The sequence below is a fragment of the Micromonospora sp. NPDC049374 genome (assembly GCF_040677165.1).
In the GTDB taxonomy this organism is placed as follows: Bacteria; Actinomycetota; Actinomycetes; order Mycobacteriales; family Micromonosporaceae; genus Micromonospora.
In genome coordinates this window covers 71,917-89,603 of sequence record NZ_JBFAQH010000018.1, presented here as the reverse complement: position 1 = coordinate 89,603, position 17,687 = coordinate 71,917, and the positions used below count along the sequence as shown (strand labels likewise).

The 17,687-nt window shown below is 70.8% G+C and carries 16 protein-coding genes, 2 tRNA genes and 1 pseudogene; 11 read left to right on the top strand and 8 right to left on the bottom strand.

Annotation, left to right across the window (positions count from 1 at the left end; genetic code table 11):
- Positions 1–486: 486 nt before the first annotated feature.
- A complete protein-coding gene (locus AB0J93_RS25565) occupies positions 487–1,149 on the top strand; it encodes a response regulator transcription factor (RefSeq protein WP_363924859.1) in 663 nt (220 codons plus the stop codon).
- Positions 1,150–1,403: 254 nt separating this feature from the next.
- Here AB0J93_RS25565 and AB0J93_RS25560 read toward each other — a convergent pair whose 3' ends face one another.
- Positions 1,404–2,792: a monooxygenase gene (locus AB0J93_RS25560; protein WP_363924858.1), complete on the bottom strand. Its 1,389-nt coding sequence runs from the start codon at positions 2,790–2,792 to the stop codon at positions 1,404–1,406.
- A 2-nt stretch (positions 2,793–2,794) separates the two neighbouring features.
- Between AB0J93_RS25560 and AB0J93_RS25555 the strand changes: the two genes are divergently transcribed.
- The 7 genes and pseudogenes from AB0J93_RS25555 to AB0J93_RS25525 form a co-directional block, all read left to right on the top strand.
- Positions 2,795–4,216 carry a phosphatase PAP2 family protein gene (locus AB0J93_RS25555; protein ID WP_363924857.1) on the top strand — a complete coding sequence of 474 codons (1,422 nt, stop codon included), beginning with the start codon at positions 2,795–2,797 and terminating at the stop codon, positions 4,214–4,216.
- Positions 4,213–4,437 (top strand): hypothetical protein, encoded by a 225-nt coding sequence (locus AB0J93_RS25550; RefSeq protein WP_363924856.1) that lies wholly within the window; start codon positions 4,213–4,215, stop codon positions 4,435–4,437. Before AB0J93_RS25555 ends, AB0J93_RS25550 begins: the two co-directional genes overlap by 4 nt.
- A gap of 242 nt (positions 4,438–4,679) precedes the next feature.
- Complete coding sequence (locus AB0J93_RS25545; RefSeq protein WP_363924855.1) at positions 4,680–5,327, top strand: hypothetical protein; 648 nt, start codon at positions 4,680–4,682, stop codon at positions 5,325–5,327.
- Complete coding sequence (locus AB0J93_RS25540; protein WP_363924854.1) at positions 5,243–6,439, top strand: glycosyltransferase; 1,197 nt, start codon at positions 5,243–5,245, stop codon at positions 6,437–6,439. The genes AB0J93_RS25545 and AB0J93_RS25540 overlap by 85 nt, the downstream gene beginning before the upstream one ends.
- Entirely contained in the window at positions 6,436–7,083 is a 648-nt protein-coding gene (locus tag AB0J93_RS25535; RefSeq protein WP_363924853.1) for a DUF998 domain-containing protein, read from the top strand. Before AB0J93_RS25540 ends, AB0J93_RS25535 begins: the two co-directional genes overlap by 4 nt.
- Positions 7,074–7,616 carry a hypothetical protein gene (locus AB0J93_RS25530; protein ID WP_363924852.1) on the top strand — a complete coding sequence of 181 codons (543 nt, stop codon included), beginning with the start codon at positions 7,074–7,076 and terminating at the stop codon, positions 7,614–7,616. The genes AB0J93_RS25535 and AB0J93_RS25530 overlap by 10 nt, the downstream gene beginning before the upstream one ends.
- A pseudogene (locus AB0J93_RS25525) lies at positions 7,582–7,872 on the top strand (MMPL family transporter); the annotation flags it as partial. The gene AB0J93_RS25530 and the pseudogene AB0J93_RS25525, both read left to right, overlap by 35 nt.
- A 58-nt stretch (positions 7,873–7,930) precedes the next feature.
- Here AB0J93_RS25525 and AB0J93_RS25520 read toward each other — a convergent pair.
- From AB0J93_RS25520 to AB0J93_RS25500, 5 genes are all read right to left on the bottom strand, one after another.
- A complete protein-coding gene (locus AB0J93_RS25520; RefSeq protein ID WP_363924851.1) occupies positions 7,931–9,382 on the bottom strand; it encodes a HAMP domain-containing sensor histidine kinase in 1,452 nt (483 codons plus the stop codon).
- Entirely contained in the window at positions 9,379–10,062 is a 684-nt protein-coding gene (locus AB0J93_RS25515) for a response regulator transcription factor (RefSeq protein ID WP_363924850.1), read from the bottom strand. Before AB0J93_RS25515 ends, AB0J93_RS25520 begins: the two co-directional genes overlap by 4 nt.
- Before the next feature lie 344 nt (positions 10,063–10,406).
- Positions 10,407–10,479, bottom strand: a tRNA-Arg gene (locus AB0J93_RS25510).
- A gap of 35 nt (positions 10,480–10,514) precedes the next feature.
- Positions 10,515–10,605, bottom strand: a tRNA-Ser gene (locus tag AB0J93_RS25505).
- A gap of 508 nt (positions 10,606–11,113) precedes the next feature.
- Positions 11,114–11,887, bottom strand: a complete 774-nt coding sequence (locus AB0J93_RS25500; protein WP_363924849.1) for a hypothetical protein — start codon at positions 11,885–11,887, stop codon at positions 11,114–11,116.
- A gap of 52 nt (positions 11,888–11,939) precedes the next feature.
- Here AB0J93_RS25500 and AB0J93_RS25495 point away from each other — a divergent pair, with 52 nt between their 5' ends.
- Positions 11,940–12,665 (top strand): hypothetical protein, encoded by a 726-nt coding sequence (locus AB0J93_RS25495; protein WP_363924848.1) that lies wholly within the window; start codon positions 11,940–11,942, stop codon positions 12,663–12,665.
- Positions 12,666–12,882: 217 nt separating this feature from the next.
- On the opposite strand, the gene AB0J93_RS25490 is transcribed toward AB0J93_RS25495, so the two are convergent.
- Positions 12,883–13,653 carry a CPBP family intramembrane glutamic endopeptidase gene (locus tag AB0J93_RS25490; protein WP_363924847.1) on the bottom strand — a complete coding sequence of 257 codons (771 nt, stop codon included), beginning with the start codon at positions 13,651–13,653 and terminating at the stop codon, positions 12,883–12,885.
- 154 nt (positions 13,654–13,807) lie between these two features.
- On the opposite strand from AB0J93_RS25490, the gene AB0J93_RS25485 reads away from it, so the two are divergent.
- Positions 13,808–14,929, top strand: coding sequence for a globin domain-containing protein (locus tag AB0J93_RS25485; protein WP_363924846.1), 1,122 nt, complete (start codon positions 13,808–13,810; stop codon positions 14,927–14,929).
- A gap of 159 nt (positions 14,930–15,088) precedes the next feature.
- On the opposite strand, the gene AB0J93_RS25480 is transcribed toward AB0J93_RS25485, so the two are convergent.
- Entirely contained in the window at positions 15,089–16,603 is a 1,515-nt protein-coding gene (locus AB0J93_RS25480; protein ID WP_363924845.1) for a peptide deformylase, read from the bottom strand.
- Between the two features lie 357 nt (positions 16,604–16,960).
- On the opposite strand from AB0J93_RS25480, the gene AB0J93_RS25475 reads away from it, so the two are divergent.
- Positions 16,961–17,677 carry a hypothetical protein gene (locus AB0J93_RS25475; protein WP_363924899.1) on the top strand — a complete coding sequence of 239 codons (717 nt, stop codon included), beginning with the start codon at positions 16,961–16,963 and terminating at the stop codon, positions 17,675–17,677.
- The last annotated feature ends 10 nt before the right edge of the window (positions 17,678–17,687 follow it).

Below are 17,687 nucleotides of genomic sequence, written 5' to 3'. Positions count from 1 at the left end.
CAACCGACCGGCCGGCGCTCCCCGGACGGCGCTGCGTTGGCCGCCATCACTACCTAGCTCCTACACACGGATTACATCGCTTATCTGATGCCGACTTTCCTACCGAGCGAACCTGAGACGACTGTTAAAACGACGCTCAGGCCGGTCGGCCGAACCAGGTGTCAGCACACGCACCAGCGTGAGGGCCGCGAGATCCTGCCCAAGGCAGACAAGGCCCAGGCGACACAGAGCACCAGGTCCTGCTGATGGCGGTGGGAAAGATCGCCCCGGTCCACCCAGACGTGTGGGAGTACGACGTCGGCGCATGCGCACCCTACGTCACTGGTCTTAACAGTCGTCTCAGGTTCGCTCGGTATGAAGGGGCGACGCGGGTCTCGGCCCCGCCGGCATGGCCGAACGTGCCGCGCTCTACGGCGGCACGTTCAGCGCCGGACCCGCACCGGACGGCGGCTGGAGCGTCCACGCGACCCTGAAAGGCAGCCATTCATGATCACTGTGCTCGTGGTGGAGCCCCAGCCGCTGCAGCGCTTCGGGTTTCGGATGCTGCTGGAGAGCACCCCCGACACCGAGATCGTCGGCGAAGCCGAGAACGGCGCCGAGGCCGTTCGGCGGATCACCGAGCTGCGTCCCGACGTGGTGGTGATGAACATTCGCATGCCGGGCGTCGACGGGATCGAGGCCACCCGGCGCATCGTCGCCGCCGGCGGACGGTCGCGGATCCTGATGCTGACGTTCGACGTGGACCGGTACGCGCTCGCCGCGCTGCGAGCCGGGGCGAGCGGTTTCCTACTCAAGGACACCCGCCCGGAGGAGCTGCTCGCCGGCATCCGGGCCGTCGCCGCCGGGGACACGGTGATCGCGCCGGCGCTGACTCGGCGGCTGCTCGACGCCTTCGTCGACCGGCTCGACGATGACCTCTGCGGCCTCGTGCGGCAGGATCCCCGGCTTGACTCCCTGACCGACCGCGAGCACGAGATCCTCGTCGCCATCGGCCACGGCCTCACCAACGGCGAGATCGCACAACGGTTCACGCTGTCGGAGTCGACGGTGAAGACCCACGTCGGGCGGGTCCTCGCCAAGATCGGCGCACGGGACCGCATCCAGGCCGTCACCCTCGCCTACGACCTGAGGCTCACCCGGCCGAATTAGCGCTTCATCTCGCGCGTCCCTGAGGGGCGCGATCGTAGTTCCCAGCCGCACCGCTCCGGGCCGATCCGCTCTGGGCCGATCCGCTCCGGGTAATCGACCGCTCCGCTGTCGGGTCCACGTGCAGCCGCCCACGTCACCGCCTGCCCGACCGCCGCGACGCCGCACGGGTGTGAGTTCGGTGCGGACGTGTGTGAGCTCAGAGCTGTCTTTTCGGCTTGTTGACCTCAATGAGCTCACACACGTTCGACACTTCGTCAGGACTTGCGGGGGGAGACCGTCATGATGCCGATGCACATCTCGTCGCTGGTGCCGTCGCCCCACACCACGTAGCGCGGCGGCAGCTTGCTCAGCTGCGGCACGCGTTTGCGCAGCTCCGCGTCGTGCGTGCACGTCACCCGCAGCGTGTCCCCCGGGCCAATCTCCACCGGCGACGGCAGCTTCATCAGCCGCTGGTTGTCGAAGTCGAACTGTGGCACGTCCAGCACGACCTTGGCCTTCGGCGTGCCCGGGTTGAGTTCGACCTTTATCGCCCGCCCGAGCATGTGCATGTGGCCGAAACCGGCGAACAGCGTCATCGGCGCCTCCACCTCGTGGTCGCAGGTCTGGGTGTCACCGGGCTTCGGCGCGCCGCCCTGGTTACACTCCTCCACCTGACGGTCCGCCATTTCGCCGACCTCCGACCCGAACCGCTTCGTCACGTCCGCGATCGAGGTCGCCCGGTCACAGAGCGGACCCGACTCGTCGGCGGCGCAGGGCAGGTCGGTCGGCGCATCGAGTGACCACGTCTCGAGTTCCCGGGTCTGCGGCGTGCCGTCCGTCAGCCGCAGCCGCACCGCCGAGCGGTCCGACCCGGCCGGCTTGCCGTCGGTCGCGAGCAGGTTGTAGTGGATCTGCAGGATGAGCAGGCTGCCCGGCTCCAGCTTGTGGCCGGCGTCCTGGTCGAGCAGCGTCTCCGTGGCGCCCGGCGCCCAGGTGTCCACCCACGCCGCGTCATCATCTTCTACCTCGGCGCCGGGCACGCCGGTCCCGCCGAAACACTGCCAGCCGGGGCCGGGGGTCTTCGCGTCCTGCTCGCGCACCACGGCAGCGGCGCCCGGCGGCACCGCGTACACGATGGCGTGGTGTGCGATGGCGACGTTCTCCGGCGTGAACTGGGTCCCGGTCAGGAACGCCGCCTTGGTCAGGCCCGGATCGATCATCTGGCACCGGTACTCGTCCGTGCCGCCCTCCGGCGGCGCGGGCGTGTATGCCTCGGCCATCTTCAGGTCGACGAACCGCTCGCCGGCGCGCAGCGGCTGCGGTGGAGCCGACGACCCGCCCGCGTGCGCACTGTGCGATCCGGTCGCGGCGGGCGCAGAACGGTTGTCGGCGTCCGACCCGCAGGCGACGACAGCGAACGCCGTCGCCAGCGCCATGGTGGCCGCCCCGCACCTCCGCAGTGGACTGTCAAGCTTCGTCATAGCCTGAACGCTAGGCCCGATTCCGTCCTGTTTCGTCGTACTGCGGTCGTCATCCTCGGCAGAGAGGCGGTACCACGGTGCCGCTTCACCTTCGCCGCCCGCACGTCCATTAATCGTCGTCTCAGATTCGCTCGGTACGAAGCCGGCATCGAATAAGCGATGTAGCTCGTACCTGGAGGCCATCGATGGCAGCCGACGCGGCGCCGTCCGGGGAAGCGCCGCCCGGTCGGCTGGCCGGCCACTGGGTGCCGCTGCTGGTCGTCGCGATCGGGCTCGGGTTCGGGCTGCTGGTGCTCCTCGTCCGGTTACACCTGGAGCCGGTGGCGAACGTCGACCGCGGTGTCGCCCGGGAGCTCAACGAGGTCGTGTCGCCCCGGCCGTACCTGGTGAACGCGCTCAACGGGGCAACGCGGCTGGGCGGGCGGCCGGTCATGTTCTGGCTGGTCGGCGTCGCCGCGCTGCTGCTGCTGGTGCGTCGGCGGGTCCGCCTCGCCGTCTACCTGCTGGCCACCACCGTCGGCGCGCTGCTGCTCGACCCGTCGGTGAAGTCGCTGGTCGGCCGGTTGCGCCCGGTGGTCGAGGTGCCGGTGGCGATCGCGCCCGGCAACAGCTTCCCGAGCGGGCACGCGCTCGGGTCGATGGTGGTCTACGGCGCGCTGCTGCTCGTGTTCCTGCCCGCGGTGCGCTACCGGAAGCTGTTCACGGCGGCCATCGCGCTGCTCGTGGTCGCGATCGGGGTGACCCGGATCGCGCTCGGCGTGCACTGCCTGACCGACGTGCTGGCCGGCTGGCTGCTCGGCGCGCTGTGGCTGAGCGTCACGGCGTACGCGTTCCGGCTGTGGCGCCGCGAGGCGGGGCACCCGGTGGCGCCGCTCGACGACGGCCCGGAGCCGGAGGCCGCCGAGGCGATCAACCCGGTGCCGGACTCCAGCCGCCCGATCCCGCACCGGTGGGTCAAGGCCACCGAGATCCTGACCGGCTGGGTGTTCACGTTCGGCATCCTGTACGTCGTCGGCTACCTGTTGACGAACCACACCGAGGGCACCTGGCTGGGACGTTTCGACGACGGCGTGGTCCGGTGGCTGCAGACGTTGCGCACGCCCACCCTGGACGACGTGAGCTGGGTGTGGAGCAAGGCCGGCGACACCAGCGCCATCCTGGTCATCTCGCTGGTGTTCTGCACGATCGCGTTGGCCGTGTGGCGGCAGTGGCGACCGGTGGTGTTCCTGGTGCTCACCATGGTCGGCGAACTCATCCTGTTCCTGTGCACCGCGGCCAGCGTCAAGCGGGACCGCCCGCCGGTGCCGCAGTTCGACAGCCCGATGCCCACGTCGTCGTTCCCGTCGGGGCACATCGCCGCGACGATGTGCATCTGGGTGGCGATCGCGGTCCTGATCATGGACCGAGTGAGCAGCCGGTGGCGCTGGTTCGCCGTGGTGCTCGCGGTGGTAATGCCGGCCGGTGTCGCGCTGTCCCGGATGTACCGCGGCATGCACCACCCGACCGATCTGCTCGGCGCCGCGATCCTGACCGCGCTCTGGGTCGGCCTGCTGTGGTGGGTGCTACGGCCGAACGTGCGGGCGGCGCCGGCCGAGATGCGTACGTGACGCTGCGCTTCGTCACCTGGAACATCAAGACCGGCGGGATCGACCGCGGACGCGTGGACCGCACGGGTCAACACCGTCACCGCGCGCACGGACCAGGTGGACGTCGACACGTTGCTCATCCGGCCGACGGCTGCGTCGCCTGGACTTCGTCTGCCGGGCAGGACCTCGACGCCACCGCCCTGATGCGTGCCCTGGGCACCTGGTTCGGCCGCCCGGCGTGAGCGCCGCATTAACGGTCGCCTCAGATTCGCTCGGTATCAGTAGCCCTCAGACAAGCGACGTGACCCGTACCTAGGGGGCTAGTGATGACAGTCAACGCAGCGCCGCCCGGGCAAGCGCCGGCCGGCCGGTTGGCAGGCCGGTGGGTGCCCTGGTCGGTGATCGGATTCCCTACCACGGAGCTACATCGGTCGGCCCCGCGCAGGGACGACCGGTCGGGAACCCTCGGCCGAAGCTTCTCGGCATGGATCTGACACAGGCCGTGCTCGAGCACCCCTACCTGGTGCTCGGTCTCTTCGTGCTCATCGAGGGGCCGGCCGCGACGATCACCGCGGGCACCCTGGTCGGCGCCGGCGTTGCGGCGTTCTGGCCGATCTGGGTGATCGTCGCGCTGGCCGAGGTGGTGGGCGACAGCCTGCTCTACCTCGTCGGCCGGTCGGCCCGGCGGCCCTGGGTGGCGTCCCTGCTGAGCAGGCTCAAGGCGACGGTGCTGCTCGACCGGCTGGCCAGGATGTCACTGCCGCGGCTGGTGATCACCGCCAAGCTCGTCGACGTCTTCGCCCTCCCGGCGTTCGTGTCCGCGGGACTCGCCGGGCTCCCGTACCGGAGATTCGCCGCCTGGGTGGGCGCCACCGCCGCCGTACGCGGCCTGGTGCTGATCGGTCTTGGCGCTCTGCTCGGCAGCCAGCTGTCCGGCCTGCTCGCACTGCCCGGCGGCATCTTCCTGCTCACCGCGGTCGTCGCCGTGCCGGTCGCTGTCTTCCACCTCGTCATCAAGCGACACCACCGACGAAAGGTAGTTGTCCCATGCGCATCCTCATCGGTGCCGACACCTACGCCCCGCACGTCAACGGGGCGTCCTACTTCGCCCAGCGCCTTGCCGTGGCACTGACCGCCCGGCACGACGTGCACGTGGTCGCGCCGTCGACGGACACCCGCAACCATGCCGGCATGTCCAGCGACGGCGTCGTCGAGCACCGCGTGCGGTCCTTGCCGGTGCCGGGCCACTCACGTTTCCGGTTCTGTCCGCCACTGGGGCTGCGCGCGGCAGCCCGCCGGATCCTCGACGAGGTCCAGCCCGACGTGGTGCACGTGCAGAGCCACTTCCCGCTGTGCCGGGCGCTGGTCGACGCGGCGCGCGAGCGCGGCCTGTTCGTCATCGCCACCAACCACTTCATGCCCGAGAACCTGATCCACTACCTGCCCATCGGCGACGCTGGCCGGACGAGGGCGCACGCGTGGGCATGGCGCGACGCCGCCCGGGTGTTCGCCAAGGCAGACATCGTCACGGCCCCGACCCCGTACGCCGCCGCGCTCGCCGTCGTCTCCGGTGTGTCCGAGCCGGTCCTGCCCATCTCGTGCGGCATCGACCTCGCCCGCTTCCGCGAGCAGGCGCCCGCGGCCGAATTCCGATGGGCCTACAGCCTCGCGCACAAGCCCACCATCACGTACGTGGGCCGGCTCGACGCCGAGAAGAACCTCGACGTCGTGATGCGGGCGTTCGCGCTGGTGCGGCGCTCCCTCGACGTCCAGTTGCTCCTGGTCGGCACCGGATCCGAGGACCGGACGCTGCGGTCGCTCGCCGGGGAACTGGGCGTCGCCGAGCATGTCACGTTCACCGGCTTCATCCCTGACGAGGACCTTTCCTCCGCATACGCGGCGTCGACGGTCTTCGTCAACGCGGGCACCGCCGAGCTGCAGAGCCTGGTCACGCTCGAGGCGATGGCCAGCGGAAGGCCCGTGATCGGCGCCGATGCCGCAGCCCTGCCCCACCTCGTACGGGACGAGGAGACCGGCTACCTGTTCCCGCCCGGCGACGTTGTCGTGCTCGCCGAGCGACTGCTCACCGTGCTCTGCGACCCGAAGCACGCGGAAGAGCTGGGGCACCGGGCTCGTGCCGTGGCCGAGCAGCACGACCAGACCCGCACGGTGTCCGCGTTCGAGCAGCTCTACCGGATCCGGCCGGCCCGTGAGGCGCCCGCGCCCGCCGAGGTCGCCGCATGACAGCGACGATCGTCCGGGCGGGCACCTCCCGCTGGTACCGCAACGTCCAGCTGAGCCTGGGCCTGGGCACAGCGGCCGGAGCGGGCCTGCTGCTGGTCGGCGACGTCGACCCGGTGGACCAGATGGTCAGCGAATCGATCCGGACCGTGCCGGGCACCGTCCTGCTGGCCCTGTCGGCGTGCGGGCTCGCGGCAGCCGGCGCATGGCTCCTGGCCGGCGCCCGGCGCGTGCTGCCACCGGCCTGGCCCCTCACCGTGCTGCTGTCGGTTTGGTGCGTGTCCCTGCTCGCGGTGGTGGTGTTCCCCACGAACCTGCCGGGGACTGAACCGGGCGTCGCCGCCGGGCTGCATCGCATCGGCGCGGCGTTGATGGCGGCGCTGCCACCGCTCTTCGCCCTGCTCATCGCCAAGCGTGCGGGGCGCGGGGCCGACCCGGCCCGGATCCGCTGGCTGCGCGCGGCCGGGTGGTCCGCGTTCGCCGCGTGCGTCGCGTTCGCGGCGATGAACGGGCCGGCGGTGCTGCTCGGCCAAGGCCTTCTTCCGTTCGCGGGCCTGGCCGAACGGGTTCTGCTGGCGCTCGTGCTCGTCGTAGTCGGGCTCTGCGCCTGGGTGCTCGAAGGGGAGGAGCGGTCCCGATGGATCTGATGGCCATGATCGAGAACGCGATGACCTCTCCGGTGATCTATCTGGCGATCCTCGCGCTGGCGATCCTCGACGCGTTCCTGCCGTTCCTGCCGTCGGAGTCGGTCGTCATCGCGGCGGCGGTCTTCGCCGTGTCGGGCATCCCGTCGCTTCCGCTGATCATCGTGCTCGCCGCGCTGGGCGCCTTCGTCGGTAATCACATCGGCTACCTCGGCGGCGCCGCCTTCGAATCCAACTCGATGCTGGGCCTGACGGTCGGCCTCGGTCTCGCACTGTCCATCACCGCGCTCGGCGAACTGGTCCGCTACGTGTTGCGCCGCCGCCGAGCGGCGACCGCGCCGGATGACCGCGCTCAGGGTCCGCATCCGCACGCTGACGTGGGTGTTCAGGTTGTCCCAGACCAGCACGATCGGCGCGTCCAGCCGTTGGTGGGCTTGGTCCAGGAACGCGATGTTGTCGTCCTAGCTGAAACTGCCACGCTCCCCGCTGCGGTGCAGCCGGGTGCGCCACATCAGCCGTCCACCATCCCGGTCTGAAGCAGACGAGCCCGGCGATCGTCTACCTGCTCGTCAAGGGCTTCGGCATCACGGTCAACGACCAGAACGCGGCGCGGCGACGACCATCGTCGCGTCCGCTGCCACCGTGATCGCCGGCCTGCTCTGTCAGCTCGTCACCGACCTGAACAGCACCAGCGGATTGGGCCCGATCGGTGCAGCCGGCATCCAGTGCGCGCTGGTGGCCATGCTGCCACTGTTCCCAGCAGTGCTCGTGGTGCTGCCCGACAGTGAGCGCCGCGGGGCCATGCCTGAGGGCAGCCGTCCCTTGTCCTACGCCGCCGGGTGGGGGCGGATCAGCGCACCGCGCTGTCCTCCCCGGCCGCGCGGCGCGCGATCGAGGCGGGCGGAGTCGCGGGCGGAAGGTCGACCCGGAGCAACGCGCCACCGCGCGCGGAGCGGGCGACGCTGGCCCGGCCGCCGTGGGCGTTGACGACCCGCTGCACGATCGACAGCCCGAGACCGGATCCTGGCAACGCCCGGGCGCTGTCGGCACGGTAGAACCGGTCGAACACCCGCGGTACGTCGGCGGCGTCGATGCCCGGCCCGGCGTCGTCGACCTCGAGCACCGCCGACGCGCCCTCGGCACGGAGCCGGACCTGGACCGGCTGGTCAGCGGGCGACCACTTGCCGGCGTTGTCGATGAGGTTGAGCACCGCCCGCTGAAGCGCAGCGGGACGGCCGCTCACCCACAAGGAGGTGAGGTCAAGCGCGATCTCAATGTCGGGCACGCGGGAACGCGCCCGGGTCGCGGCGGCCACCACCACGTCGGCGAGGTCGAGCAGCTCGGTGTTTTCGTCGCTGACGTCACCGCGGGCCAGGTCGGTCAGCTCGGCGGCAAGGGTGCTCAACTCGGCCACCTGGGCGCCGAGATCGTTGAGCAGGCGGGTCCGGCTCTCCGCCGGCAGTGCGCTGTCCAGGGTGCCGCGCCGATCGAGCCGGATCAGCAGCTCGACGTTGAGGCGCAGGCTGGTGAGCGGGGTCTTGAGCTCGTGGGCGGCGTCCTCGGCGAGCAGCCGCTGGGCCTGCCGGGAGTCCCGGAGCGCGGCGAGCATGTCGTTGATCGACTGGATCAGCCGCCGGATCTCGCCACCGCCTTCATCCGGGATGTGGGCGTCGAGATCCCGGGTGTGCGCGACACGTTCCGCGGCGGCGGTCAGCCGGTCGATCGGTGCCAGCCCGGTCCGCGCCACGGTCCGCCCGACAAGGGCACCACCGACCACGCAGAGCAGCCCGATCAGCAGCATCCCGAACCCGAACTGGTTGACCGGGCTGTCGTCAACGACGCGGGCCACCTGGACCGCGCCGTCGCCCGCCCGGAGTGTGTAGATGACGTAGCCGTCCTCGTCGCTGTCGTTCGACTCCATCAGGTCGGCCAAGCCGCCCTGCGCCACGCGCCCGGCGTGCTCGCTGACCGGGGGCAGCGCGGGTTGGCCGGCCGGCGTCCGGGTCGAGCCGTCGGGCAGGATGACCCGCACCAGCGGACCGGATCCGGGATACGGCGGTAGCGGAACCTGCGCCAGACCGGCGCGCTCAGCGGTCGCCACCAGGACGCGGGAGTCGGCGCGCAGCTGATTCTCAGCGGTGTCCCGCAGCTGCCAGTCCAGCAGCTCACTGGATACCTGGAAGGCCATGAACACGCTGACGGCGATGGCCGTCGCCGCGATCACTGTCAGCCTGGTCCGCAGCGACCGCCGGCGCCACCATCGGGTCAACCGGCGCAGCTCCCGGCCGGCGGGCCTGCTCACGGAGGAGTCTCCCGCAACGTGTAACCCAGGCCGCGCAACGTGTAGATCAATCGTGGCTCACCCTCGGCCTCCAACTTGCGCCGCAGATAGCTCACATATACCTGGAGGTTGTTGGCGGTGGCGCTCATGTCGAAGCCCCAGATCGCCTCGAACAGCGCGTCGCGGGTCAACACCCGAGTCGCGTTGCGCATGAGGACCTCCAGGAGGGAGAACTCGGTCCGGGTCAGGCGCAGCGGCCGCCTGCCCCGCCACGCCTCGAACCTGTCGGGATCGAGCCGGACATCGGCGAACGACAGGATCTGCGACTCACCGTCGCCCGGCGTGCGCCGGCGCAGCAGGGCCCGCACCCGGGCCAGCAACTCCTCGGTGGCGAACGGCTTGGGCAGGTAGTCGTCGGCACCCGCGTCCAGCCCCGCAACCCGGTCGGAGACCTGGTCACGGGCGGTCAGCATCAGCACCGGCAGATCCCGACCCGCAGCCCGCAACCGCCGGCAGGTCTCCAACCCGCCGAGGCGGGGCATCATCACGTCGAGGATCAGCAGATCCAGCGTTTCACCGCCGACCCCACCGACCTCGTCGAGCACGGCGAGACCGTTGGCGACGGTGCTGGTGTCGTAACCCTCGACCTGGAGCACCCGCTCCAACGACTCACGGATGGCCGCGTCATCATCCGCGATCATGATCCGCACGCCGGCCCGCCCCCTTCCAGTCGATGCCTTGCTGCTCATGGTCCCCGACCAAGCTGAGGCCAGGATTAGCGCTTCATAGCCGCACACCGCACCCGAGACAAGATCCGCAAAAACGGCCGCCCAACCGACCCCAGCCCCGACCAGCGGCACGTACTCCGACCTCCAAGGCATCCGCGAAGCGAAAGAAGCCGCAGGTCAAGCAGCCACCACAGGACGTACGGTCACGGAACGTGATGACACCCGAGTGGCACCCACGTCACACCCACCGTCCACAGAGGTGGACAACAGAAAAGGTCCGAGCCGCGTTCCCGCAGCCCGGACCCCTTATGATCTTGCGCGCCCGAAGGGACTCGAACCCCTAACCTTCTGATCCGTAGTCAGATGCTCTATCCGTTGAGCTACGGGCGCTGGTGCTCGGCCAGTCTACACACCCGGCCTTCGCGCGGAGACTCCGGGATTCGAACCCGGGAGGGGCTTTAAGACCCCAACCGCATTAGCAGTGCGGCGCCATAGACCAGACTAGGCGAAGTCTCCCAGGTGGCCCGCAGACCACCGCGCCCGAGGATACAGGCCGCGCCCGGCCGGGAGCAAAGCGACTACCGGAACGAGCCGCAGCGAGGGTCCGGGACGTCTCCCGCTGTGCGTTGCTGTGATCAGGACTACGCTCCATCGACATGCAGGAGCAGCCGCCCAGCGAGCAGAACCGCCGTGAGCCTGCTGAGGGAGCCCGCCGACGCTCCCCGAAGGCGACCTTCACGCCGCCTCCGGCGCCGGCACCGCCGCCCCCGGAGGAACAGGAGGACTCCGTGGGGTCCCGTCCTCGACGGTCGAAGGCGGCACCGAGCGTGCTCTTTCAGCCGCCACCGACGCCAGAGCAGCCGTTACCGCGCCAGTCCGGGCCGGCCGCATCCGGGCCTTCGACCGCCCCGGTGCCACCTTTCACTGGCGGCACCGGGGCGACGGGGCCGAGCGAGCGCCCGGCGTCGCCGGCCGCCGGGAAGGTTGGCGACGCGACGTCGATACCTGCGTCGCGTCGCCGTGGTCACCCCGGCCGGGCGGCGGCAGCGGGTTCGGACTCCGCTGAAGCGGACGTGGCTCCGGCTGACGCCCGACCCGCCCGCCGGAAGTCGACCACGAACAAGGCACTGCCGACGCAGGTGAGGGCTTCCGAGCCCACGGTTGGATCTGCCGGTTCCGGTATCGAAGATTCGACGGTCGACGACCGGCCCGTCGACACCGTGAAGACGAACACCGGGACTGCCGACAGCGAAACGACCGTCCGGACAAGCGATACCCGCCCCGTCGACACTGGCAAGGCTGACGCCGAGCAGATGGACGGCGAAGCGGCCGGCCCCGGAAAGGCTCCGGCGCGGAAAGCGGCTGCCAGGACGACAGCGGCGCGAAGAAGGGCCGGGGCGAGCGACGAGAAGGCACCGGTGCCGACCAGCGAGGCGACCGGCGTCAAAAAACCGACGCGGAAGGCCACGCGGCGAACGGCAACCAGCGCGGCTACCCGCCCGGGCGAGGCTGCTCCGACCGCTACCGAGACGGCGGCGGCCGCTACCGAGACAGTACCGGTCAAGGCGGCCCGGAAAGCCACGAAGAAGGCTGCCCGTAGAACGGCCACCGCTGAACCGGCCACCAGCGCGACAGCCACCAGCGACACGACCACGAGCGACACGAGCGACACGACCAACAGCGACACGACCGCCAGTGAGACGACCACGAGCGGACCGGTCACCGGCGACACGACCACGAGCGGAACCACCACGAGCGGAACCACCACGAGCGGAACCACCACGAGCGGGACGGCCACGGACAGGGCGGTTGGTGAGCCCGGGTCCGGAGTGCCGGGCAGTGTCGTCGTGGTGCCTGCGGCCGGGGCCGTACCGCTCAGCGACAGCACCGGGCGCGGCATTTCGGGGCGTACGCCGGAATCGGAGCTGGGGGTGCTCGTGGCGCGGGTGGTCGACCATCCGGGCTTCGCTCCGGAGCTGCTGGCCCTGACCGCGGTGGAGGTCCTCGGACCCGGTGCGGCCGAATGGGTCCGGCGGCTGCGGGAGTTGTACCCGGGGGCGGGTGCGGACGGGCTGGCCCGGCTGGCCACCCGGCGCTTCGTCCGGCAGGCCGGCGTCGGTGGGGCGACGGCCGCGTTGACCGGGGTCTTCGCACCGGTGGTCGAACTGGCGGCGGTGCTCTGGTCGCAGGCGAACCTGGTGCTGCACCTGGCGGCGGCGTACGGCCATGATCCGGCGCATCCGGATCGGGCGGCGGAGTTGTTGACGCTGACCCAGGTGCACCCGGACGTGGCGAGCGCGGGGTCGGCGGTGGCGGCGGCACGGGCGGCGCAGGGACCGGAGGAGGAGCCCGGACTCCGGGCGGTCGAGGCGGCCTGGCGACTGGCGGCCCCGCTGGCTGCTCAGGCGGGTGGTTGGCTGGCGCTGCGGCTGGTCTCCCGGCTGCTGCCGGGTACGGCGGCGTTGACCGCGGCGGCCGGCAACTCGGCGGGGGCCGAACGCCTGGCCGCCCGAGCCGCCACCCTCTACCGACCACCCCGCCGCCCCGTCAGCGAAACGCCCACCTCAGCCCACTGACCGACTGCCCGTGAGCCGTGAGCCGTGAGCCGCCGACGAGAGCCGGTTGACCAAGGAGCTTTCGTCACGACACGCCGGTCGGGCAGACGCAAACCTCTTGATCGACTACGAGGGGCCGCACGAGGGCTGCCGAGGGCTGCACGAGGGGCTGCACGGGGGGCTGGCGGGACGGAGGGTGCCGGGGAGCTGCGGCGAAGCGCGGGCGGCCAGGGGCCGGTCAGAGCCAGGTGAACCATTCTCGGGGTAGCAGGGCGTAACCGAGGAAGGCGACTATGTCGAGCAGGGCGTGGGCCACGATCAGTGGCATCACCCGGCGGGTACGCAGGTAGAAGAGGCTGAACACGACCCCCATCACCGCGTTGCCGATGAACGCGCCGAACCCCTGGTAGAGGTGGTACGAGGCGCGCAGTAGCGCGCTGGTGGCGATGATCGCGCCGACCCGCCACTGGAGCTGGCGCAGCCGGGTCATCAGGTAGCCGACCACGATCACCTCCTCCAGGATGCTGTTCTGGAACGCGGCGAGGATCAGCACCGGCACCGTCCACCACAGGTCGGGCAGGGCCGCCGGCACCAGGGTGGCGTTGATGCCGAGCTGGGCCGCCGCCCAGAACAGTGCCAGGCCGGGGAGTCCGATCAGCGCCGCCAGCCCGGCGCCCCGGGCCAGGTCGGACCTGGGCCGTCCGGCGTCCAGGCCGAGGGTCCGCACCGGATCGCCGGGGTCCCGCGCCAGCAGGTGTACGGCGAGCAGCACCGGCAGCAGCGCGAAGACGATGCCGAGCAGCTGGTACGTCAGGTCCAGGTAGGGGCGGGCCGACGCGGAGGTGTTCAACGCGGCGGTCTGCCGCGACAGGCCGCCCTCGGCAGTCAACTTCGCGATGATCGACACGGCGGCGTAGACGGCCGACTGCCCGAGGGACAGGCCGAGTACCAGCACCGTCTCGGTGCCGAGCGTCCGGCGGGACACCGGGCGGGTGAGCTCAACGGTCACCGGACCACTCTGCCCGACCGGAGGCGTTCGGGTGACACCCGCCCTCCGGCGAGCAGCCCTCACGATGCGATCGCACATTCTGTGCGACCTTCATACACGCTCCGTGGAGATTCTGTCTGGGCCCGATCCGCCGTCAGAAGAAGGAGCGCCCCCGGTGGACAACTTCGCGCGGCTGCTGAAGGAGAGCTGGACCCTGGTCGAGGAGGACCGGGTCCGGATGAGCGGTCACTTCTACGCCCGGCTATTCCTCCTCGACCCCGAGTTGCGCAGGCTCTTCCCGGTGCAGATGACCGGCCAGGGTGACCGGCTGCTCGAAGCGATCATCGCGGCGATCCACACGGTGGACGACCCGGAGGGCTTCGACGAGTTCCTCCGTGCGCTCGGCCGGGACCACCGCAAGTACCACGTCGAGGCGGCCCACTACGACACGATGGGCGTGGCGCTGTTGGACGCGTTGCGCAGCACTGCCGGCGACGGCTGGAACCTGGAGTACGACCAGGCGTGGCGGGACGCGTACGCGGCGATCGCCGAGAGGATGCTCGCCGGGGCGGCGGCGGACAACGACCCACCGTTCTGGCACGCCGAGGTGCTGACCCACAAGCGGTACGGCCCGGACACGGCCGTCCTCACCTGCCGGGCGCTGCAACACCCGCTGACCTGGAAGGCGGGTCAGTACGTAAGCGTGGAGGTGCCGCGCCACCACCCCCGGGTGTGGCGGACGTACTCGATCGCCAACGCGCCGAACGACGACAACGTGCTGGAGTTCCACGTGCGTACGCCGGCCGACGCCGCCGGTTGGGTCTCCGGCGCGTTGGTCCGGCGGACCGGGCCGGGCGACCTGCTGCGGGTGGCCGCGCCGATGGGGTCGATGACTGTCGACCGCTCGTCCGAGCGGGACATTCTCTGCGTCGCCGGTGGCGTCGGGCTGGCCCCGATCAAGGCGCTCGTCGAGGAGTTGGCCGGTTACAACCGGGCCCGTTGGGTGCACGTCTTCTACGGCGCCCGGACCGAGGCGGACCTCTACGGTCTGGACCGGCTGCGGGAGCTGGTTGCCGCCCACCCGTGGCTCTCGGTGACTCCGGCGTGCAGCGACGACCCGGACTTCGACGGCGAGCAGGGCGAGATCTCCGACGTGGTGGCCCGGTACGGGCCGTGGACGACGCACGACTGCTTCGTCTCCGGTTCGGCACCGATGGTCCGTGCCACGCTCCGGGTGCTCGCCGCGGACGACGTACCGCCGCAGCGGACCCGGTACGACACGTTCGGCAACCTGTAGAGCTTTGCTCCCCCCGAACCGGGGCGCGTGCCCCTGCCCCCTGGGGCACGCGCCCCGGTCCCCCCGATCGGGCGGCCCGGCACCGCCCCGCGCCACCTCGCCCGTCCGGCCGTCGTTCCCACCCGGGCGGGCGGGGTCGCGCACCGGAGTCGAGCCCGGTCAGTAGCGCCACGGGTGGCCGGATTCGCGGTACTCCTCGATTGGCACCAGCGGCACTCCGGGTGCCATCCGGTCGACGTAGAGCCGGCCTTCCAGGTGGTCGATCTCGTGCGCGACGAGCCGGGCCATGCCGAACTCGAAGGACGTGATGATCCGACCACCGTCGAACTGCGCGTGTTCGACGTCCAGTCGCAGCGGTCGCGGCACCAGACCGCGATGGTCGAAGAAGGAGAGGCACCCCTCGTACTGCTCGTCGGTGTGTGGTGCCGCGTCGACCACCCGGGGGTTGAGCAGTACGACCGGTTCGGCGGTGCGGTCCGGCGGGCGGACCACCGCGGCAGCCCGGTCGATGTCGAGCTGCGGGGCGGCGATCCCCACCCCCTTGGTGAAGGGGTGCAGTTCGTCCAGCCGGGCCAGCGCGGTGACCAGCCGGTCGACGACCTCCCGGGCGACCGGTTCCTCGCGTGGCAGGTCGAACGGGCGAGCCGGCTGCCGCAGCAGGTCGGCGCCGCGCTGCACGATGCCGAGCCCACGCATCCGGTCCGACGGTCGGACACGCCCACTGTCGGCGTCGGGTTCCGGTTGCGTCCGGAATCGCCACTGCAACCGGTACCGGGCGTTAAGCGGCGGCTCGTCGGTCGCCCAGTCGAAGATCGCCCGATCACCCTCGTCGCTACGGGTCACCGCCGTCCGCAGCGGGCCCTCCTCCGCCGAGAGCGAGGTCTCCGCGCCCCAGACCTGTGGATCCAGTGCCACCGGCAGGTCCAGGCGTACGGCGAGGTGCCGGGTCGGTACGCGGACCGCGCGCTGGAACCACGGCCCCCACTTGTCCTGCCCGACGGTGTACGCGTACTCGATGGTGGCGCGGCGGCCGGGGTAGAGCGGGAAGCGGCGTTCGCCGTTCTCGAAGAGCAGCCAGATCTCCTTGAACGCGTCCCGGTCGTGCTTGGCACGCCAGTGCATGGCCTCGCGCTCGCCGGACTCCTCGCGGCACGCGACCAGTTGCAGCTCGGCGAAGCTGAGCGGGTGTTCCCGGTGGTGGCGGTTGGAACGGCCCGGATCGCTGGGGTAACGGTCCACGGCGACGCGGATCAGGTAGCGGGTGACCGGCTCGACACCGGCGTTGTACAGCTCACGACGGATCACGCAGCGGTAGGCGTCGTCGGTGTGGGTGAGGACGGCTGTTTCGCGTTCGACGATCAGACCGGTGCCGGGGGGCATCCACTGGCCGGGCAGGCTGGCTTCCCGGTGGCTGCGTTCGCTGCGGGCGTGGCGGAGGTCGTCGTACTCCCGGAAGCGCTGCCAGATCGCGCCGCTGGCCTCCAGGACGGCCTCGGCGCGGCGGGCGAAGTCCTCCGTCGGTCGGTGCCGGCGTCCCTCGACGTGACTGACGTACGAGGGGTCGAATCCCATCAGGGTGGCGAGTTGTTTCTTGGACAGCCCCCGCTCCGTCCGGTGCCGGGCGAGTTCGGCGGCGAAGGAGTCGGCAGCCCGATCGAGCGGTGAGGTCGTCATCAGCTTCCTCGTGGCCGGGAGTACCAAGTTTCACGTTGAGTCGCCGGCCGCACACACATCTGGCACCTAGTCGACAGGAACCTTGACTGTTGAGTGATTCATACCGATACTGCCCCGAGTCCCCAGGTCGACACCGTGCGTAGTTTTCATGCTGCCCGTGACCCGGGTCGCCCACCTCATCCCACCGTCGGGTTCCGCTGCGCCCAAAAGTGTGGTTAGGCTAGCCTTAGTGCAAGCCATGGAAGCTTCGGATCGGGTGGGTCAGGTGACGCGGGGGTGGATCAGGTGACAGCGGTGCTGCCCCTCCAGGACCCGGCCACCACACCCCTGGCCCCGGTCACCGCGACCCTGCGGGCCATGTTCGGCACCGACGATCTCCCCGGGCTGGCGCCGGGCCTGCTGGTCGTCGACGAGGCCGGTTGGGCCCCGGCGACCACCCTGACCGGTACGCGACTGCCGGAACTGCTCGACTCGGCCGCCCGGCTCTGGGGTGGCACCCCACATGCCTCCGCCGCGCTGGCCTGGAAGGCGTACAGCTACTGGGCGGCGCTGCCGGTGGTGCTCGGCTGGGCCGCCGCTCGGCGGGTGCCGTTGCTCGACCACACCGAGACGCTGATCCACTTCGTCGACCGACGCGCCCTGGTGACCGTCGGACTACGCGAGTCGATCCCGGTCGCGGTGCTGCCCAACGATCCGCTGGCGCTCGCCGGGCTGCCCCAGGTCCGAGTGGTGGCCGACGAGCGGGAGCTGCTCGCCGCACTGCGCGCCACGCTCCTGGACGGGCACCTGTCGCCGGTGGTCTCCGCGATCCAGGGCGAGGTCCGGATCGGTGCGCGTACCCTCCTCGGCTCGGTGGCCTCCGGCATCGCCCACGGGCTGCTCCGTGCCGCCGACGGCTTGCCCGGTTCCACGGTCGGGGCGATCGACACACTGCTCGACGCGCTCGGCCTGGCCGACCTGGTGGAGCTGGTGCCCGGGCCGAACGGCGAGCCGATCGTCCAGCGCCGCACCTGCTGCCTGGCCTTCACCCTGCCCAAGCCGAAGGTCTGCCAGGGCTGCTGCATCCGCAGTTGAGCTGCCCGTC

Bases quoted from the DNA above. Each gene is read 5' to 3' on its own strand.
- AB0J93_RS25565 (WP_363924859.1), top strand. From the start codon at position 487: ATGATCACTGTGCTCGTGGTGGAGCCCCAGCCGCTGCAGCGCTTCGGG.
- AB0J93_RS25560 (WP_363924858.1), bottom strand. From the start codon at position 2,792: ATGGCCTCCAGGTACGAGCTACATCGCTTATTCGATGCCGGCTTCGTA.
- AB0J93_RS25555 (WP_363924857.1), top strand. From the start codon at position 2,795: ATGGCAGCCGACGCGGCGCCGTCCGGGGAAGCGCCGCCCGGTCGGCTG.
- AB0J93_RS25545 (WP_363924855.1), top strand. From the start codon at position 4,680: ATGGATCTGACACAGGCCGTGCTCGAGCACCCCTACCTGGTGCTCGGT.
- AB0J93_RS25540 (WP_363924854.1), top strand. From the start codon at position 5,243: ATGCGCATCCTCATCGGTGCCGACACCTACGCCCCGCACGTCAACGGG.
- AB0J93_RS25535 (WP_363924853.1), top strand. From the start codon at position 6,436: ATGACAGCGACGATCGTCCGGGCGGGCACCTCCCGCTGGTACCGCAAC.
- AB0J93_RS25530 (WP_363924852.1), top strand. From the start codon at position 7,074: ATGGATCTGATGGCCATGATCGAGAACGCGATGACCTCTCCGGTGATC.
- AB0J93_RS25515 (WP_363924850.1), bottom strand. From the start codon at position 10,062: ATGATCGCGGATGATGACGCGGCCATCCGTGAGTCGTTGGAGCGGGTG.
- AB0J93_RS25480 (WP_363924845.1), bottom strand. From the start codon at position 16,603: ATGACGACCTCACCGCTCGATCGGGCTGCCGACTCCTTCGCCGCCGAA.
- AB0J93_RS25475 (WP_363924899.1), top strand. From the start codon at position 16,961: ATGTTCGGCACCGACGATCTCCCCGGGCTGGCGCCGGGCCTGCTGGTC.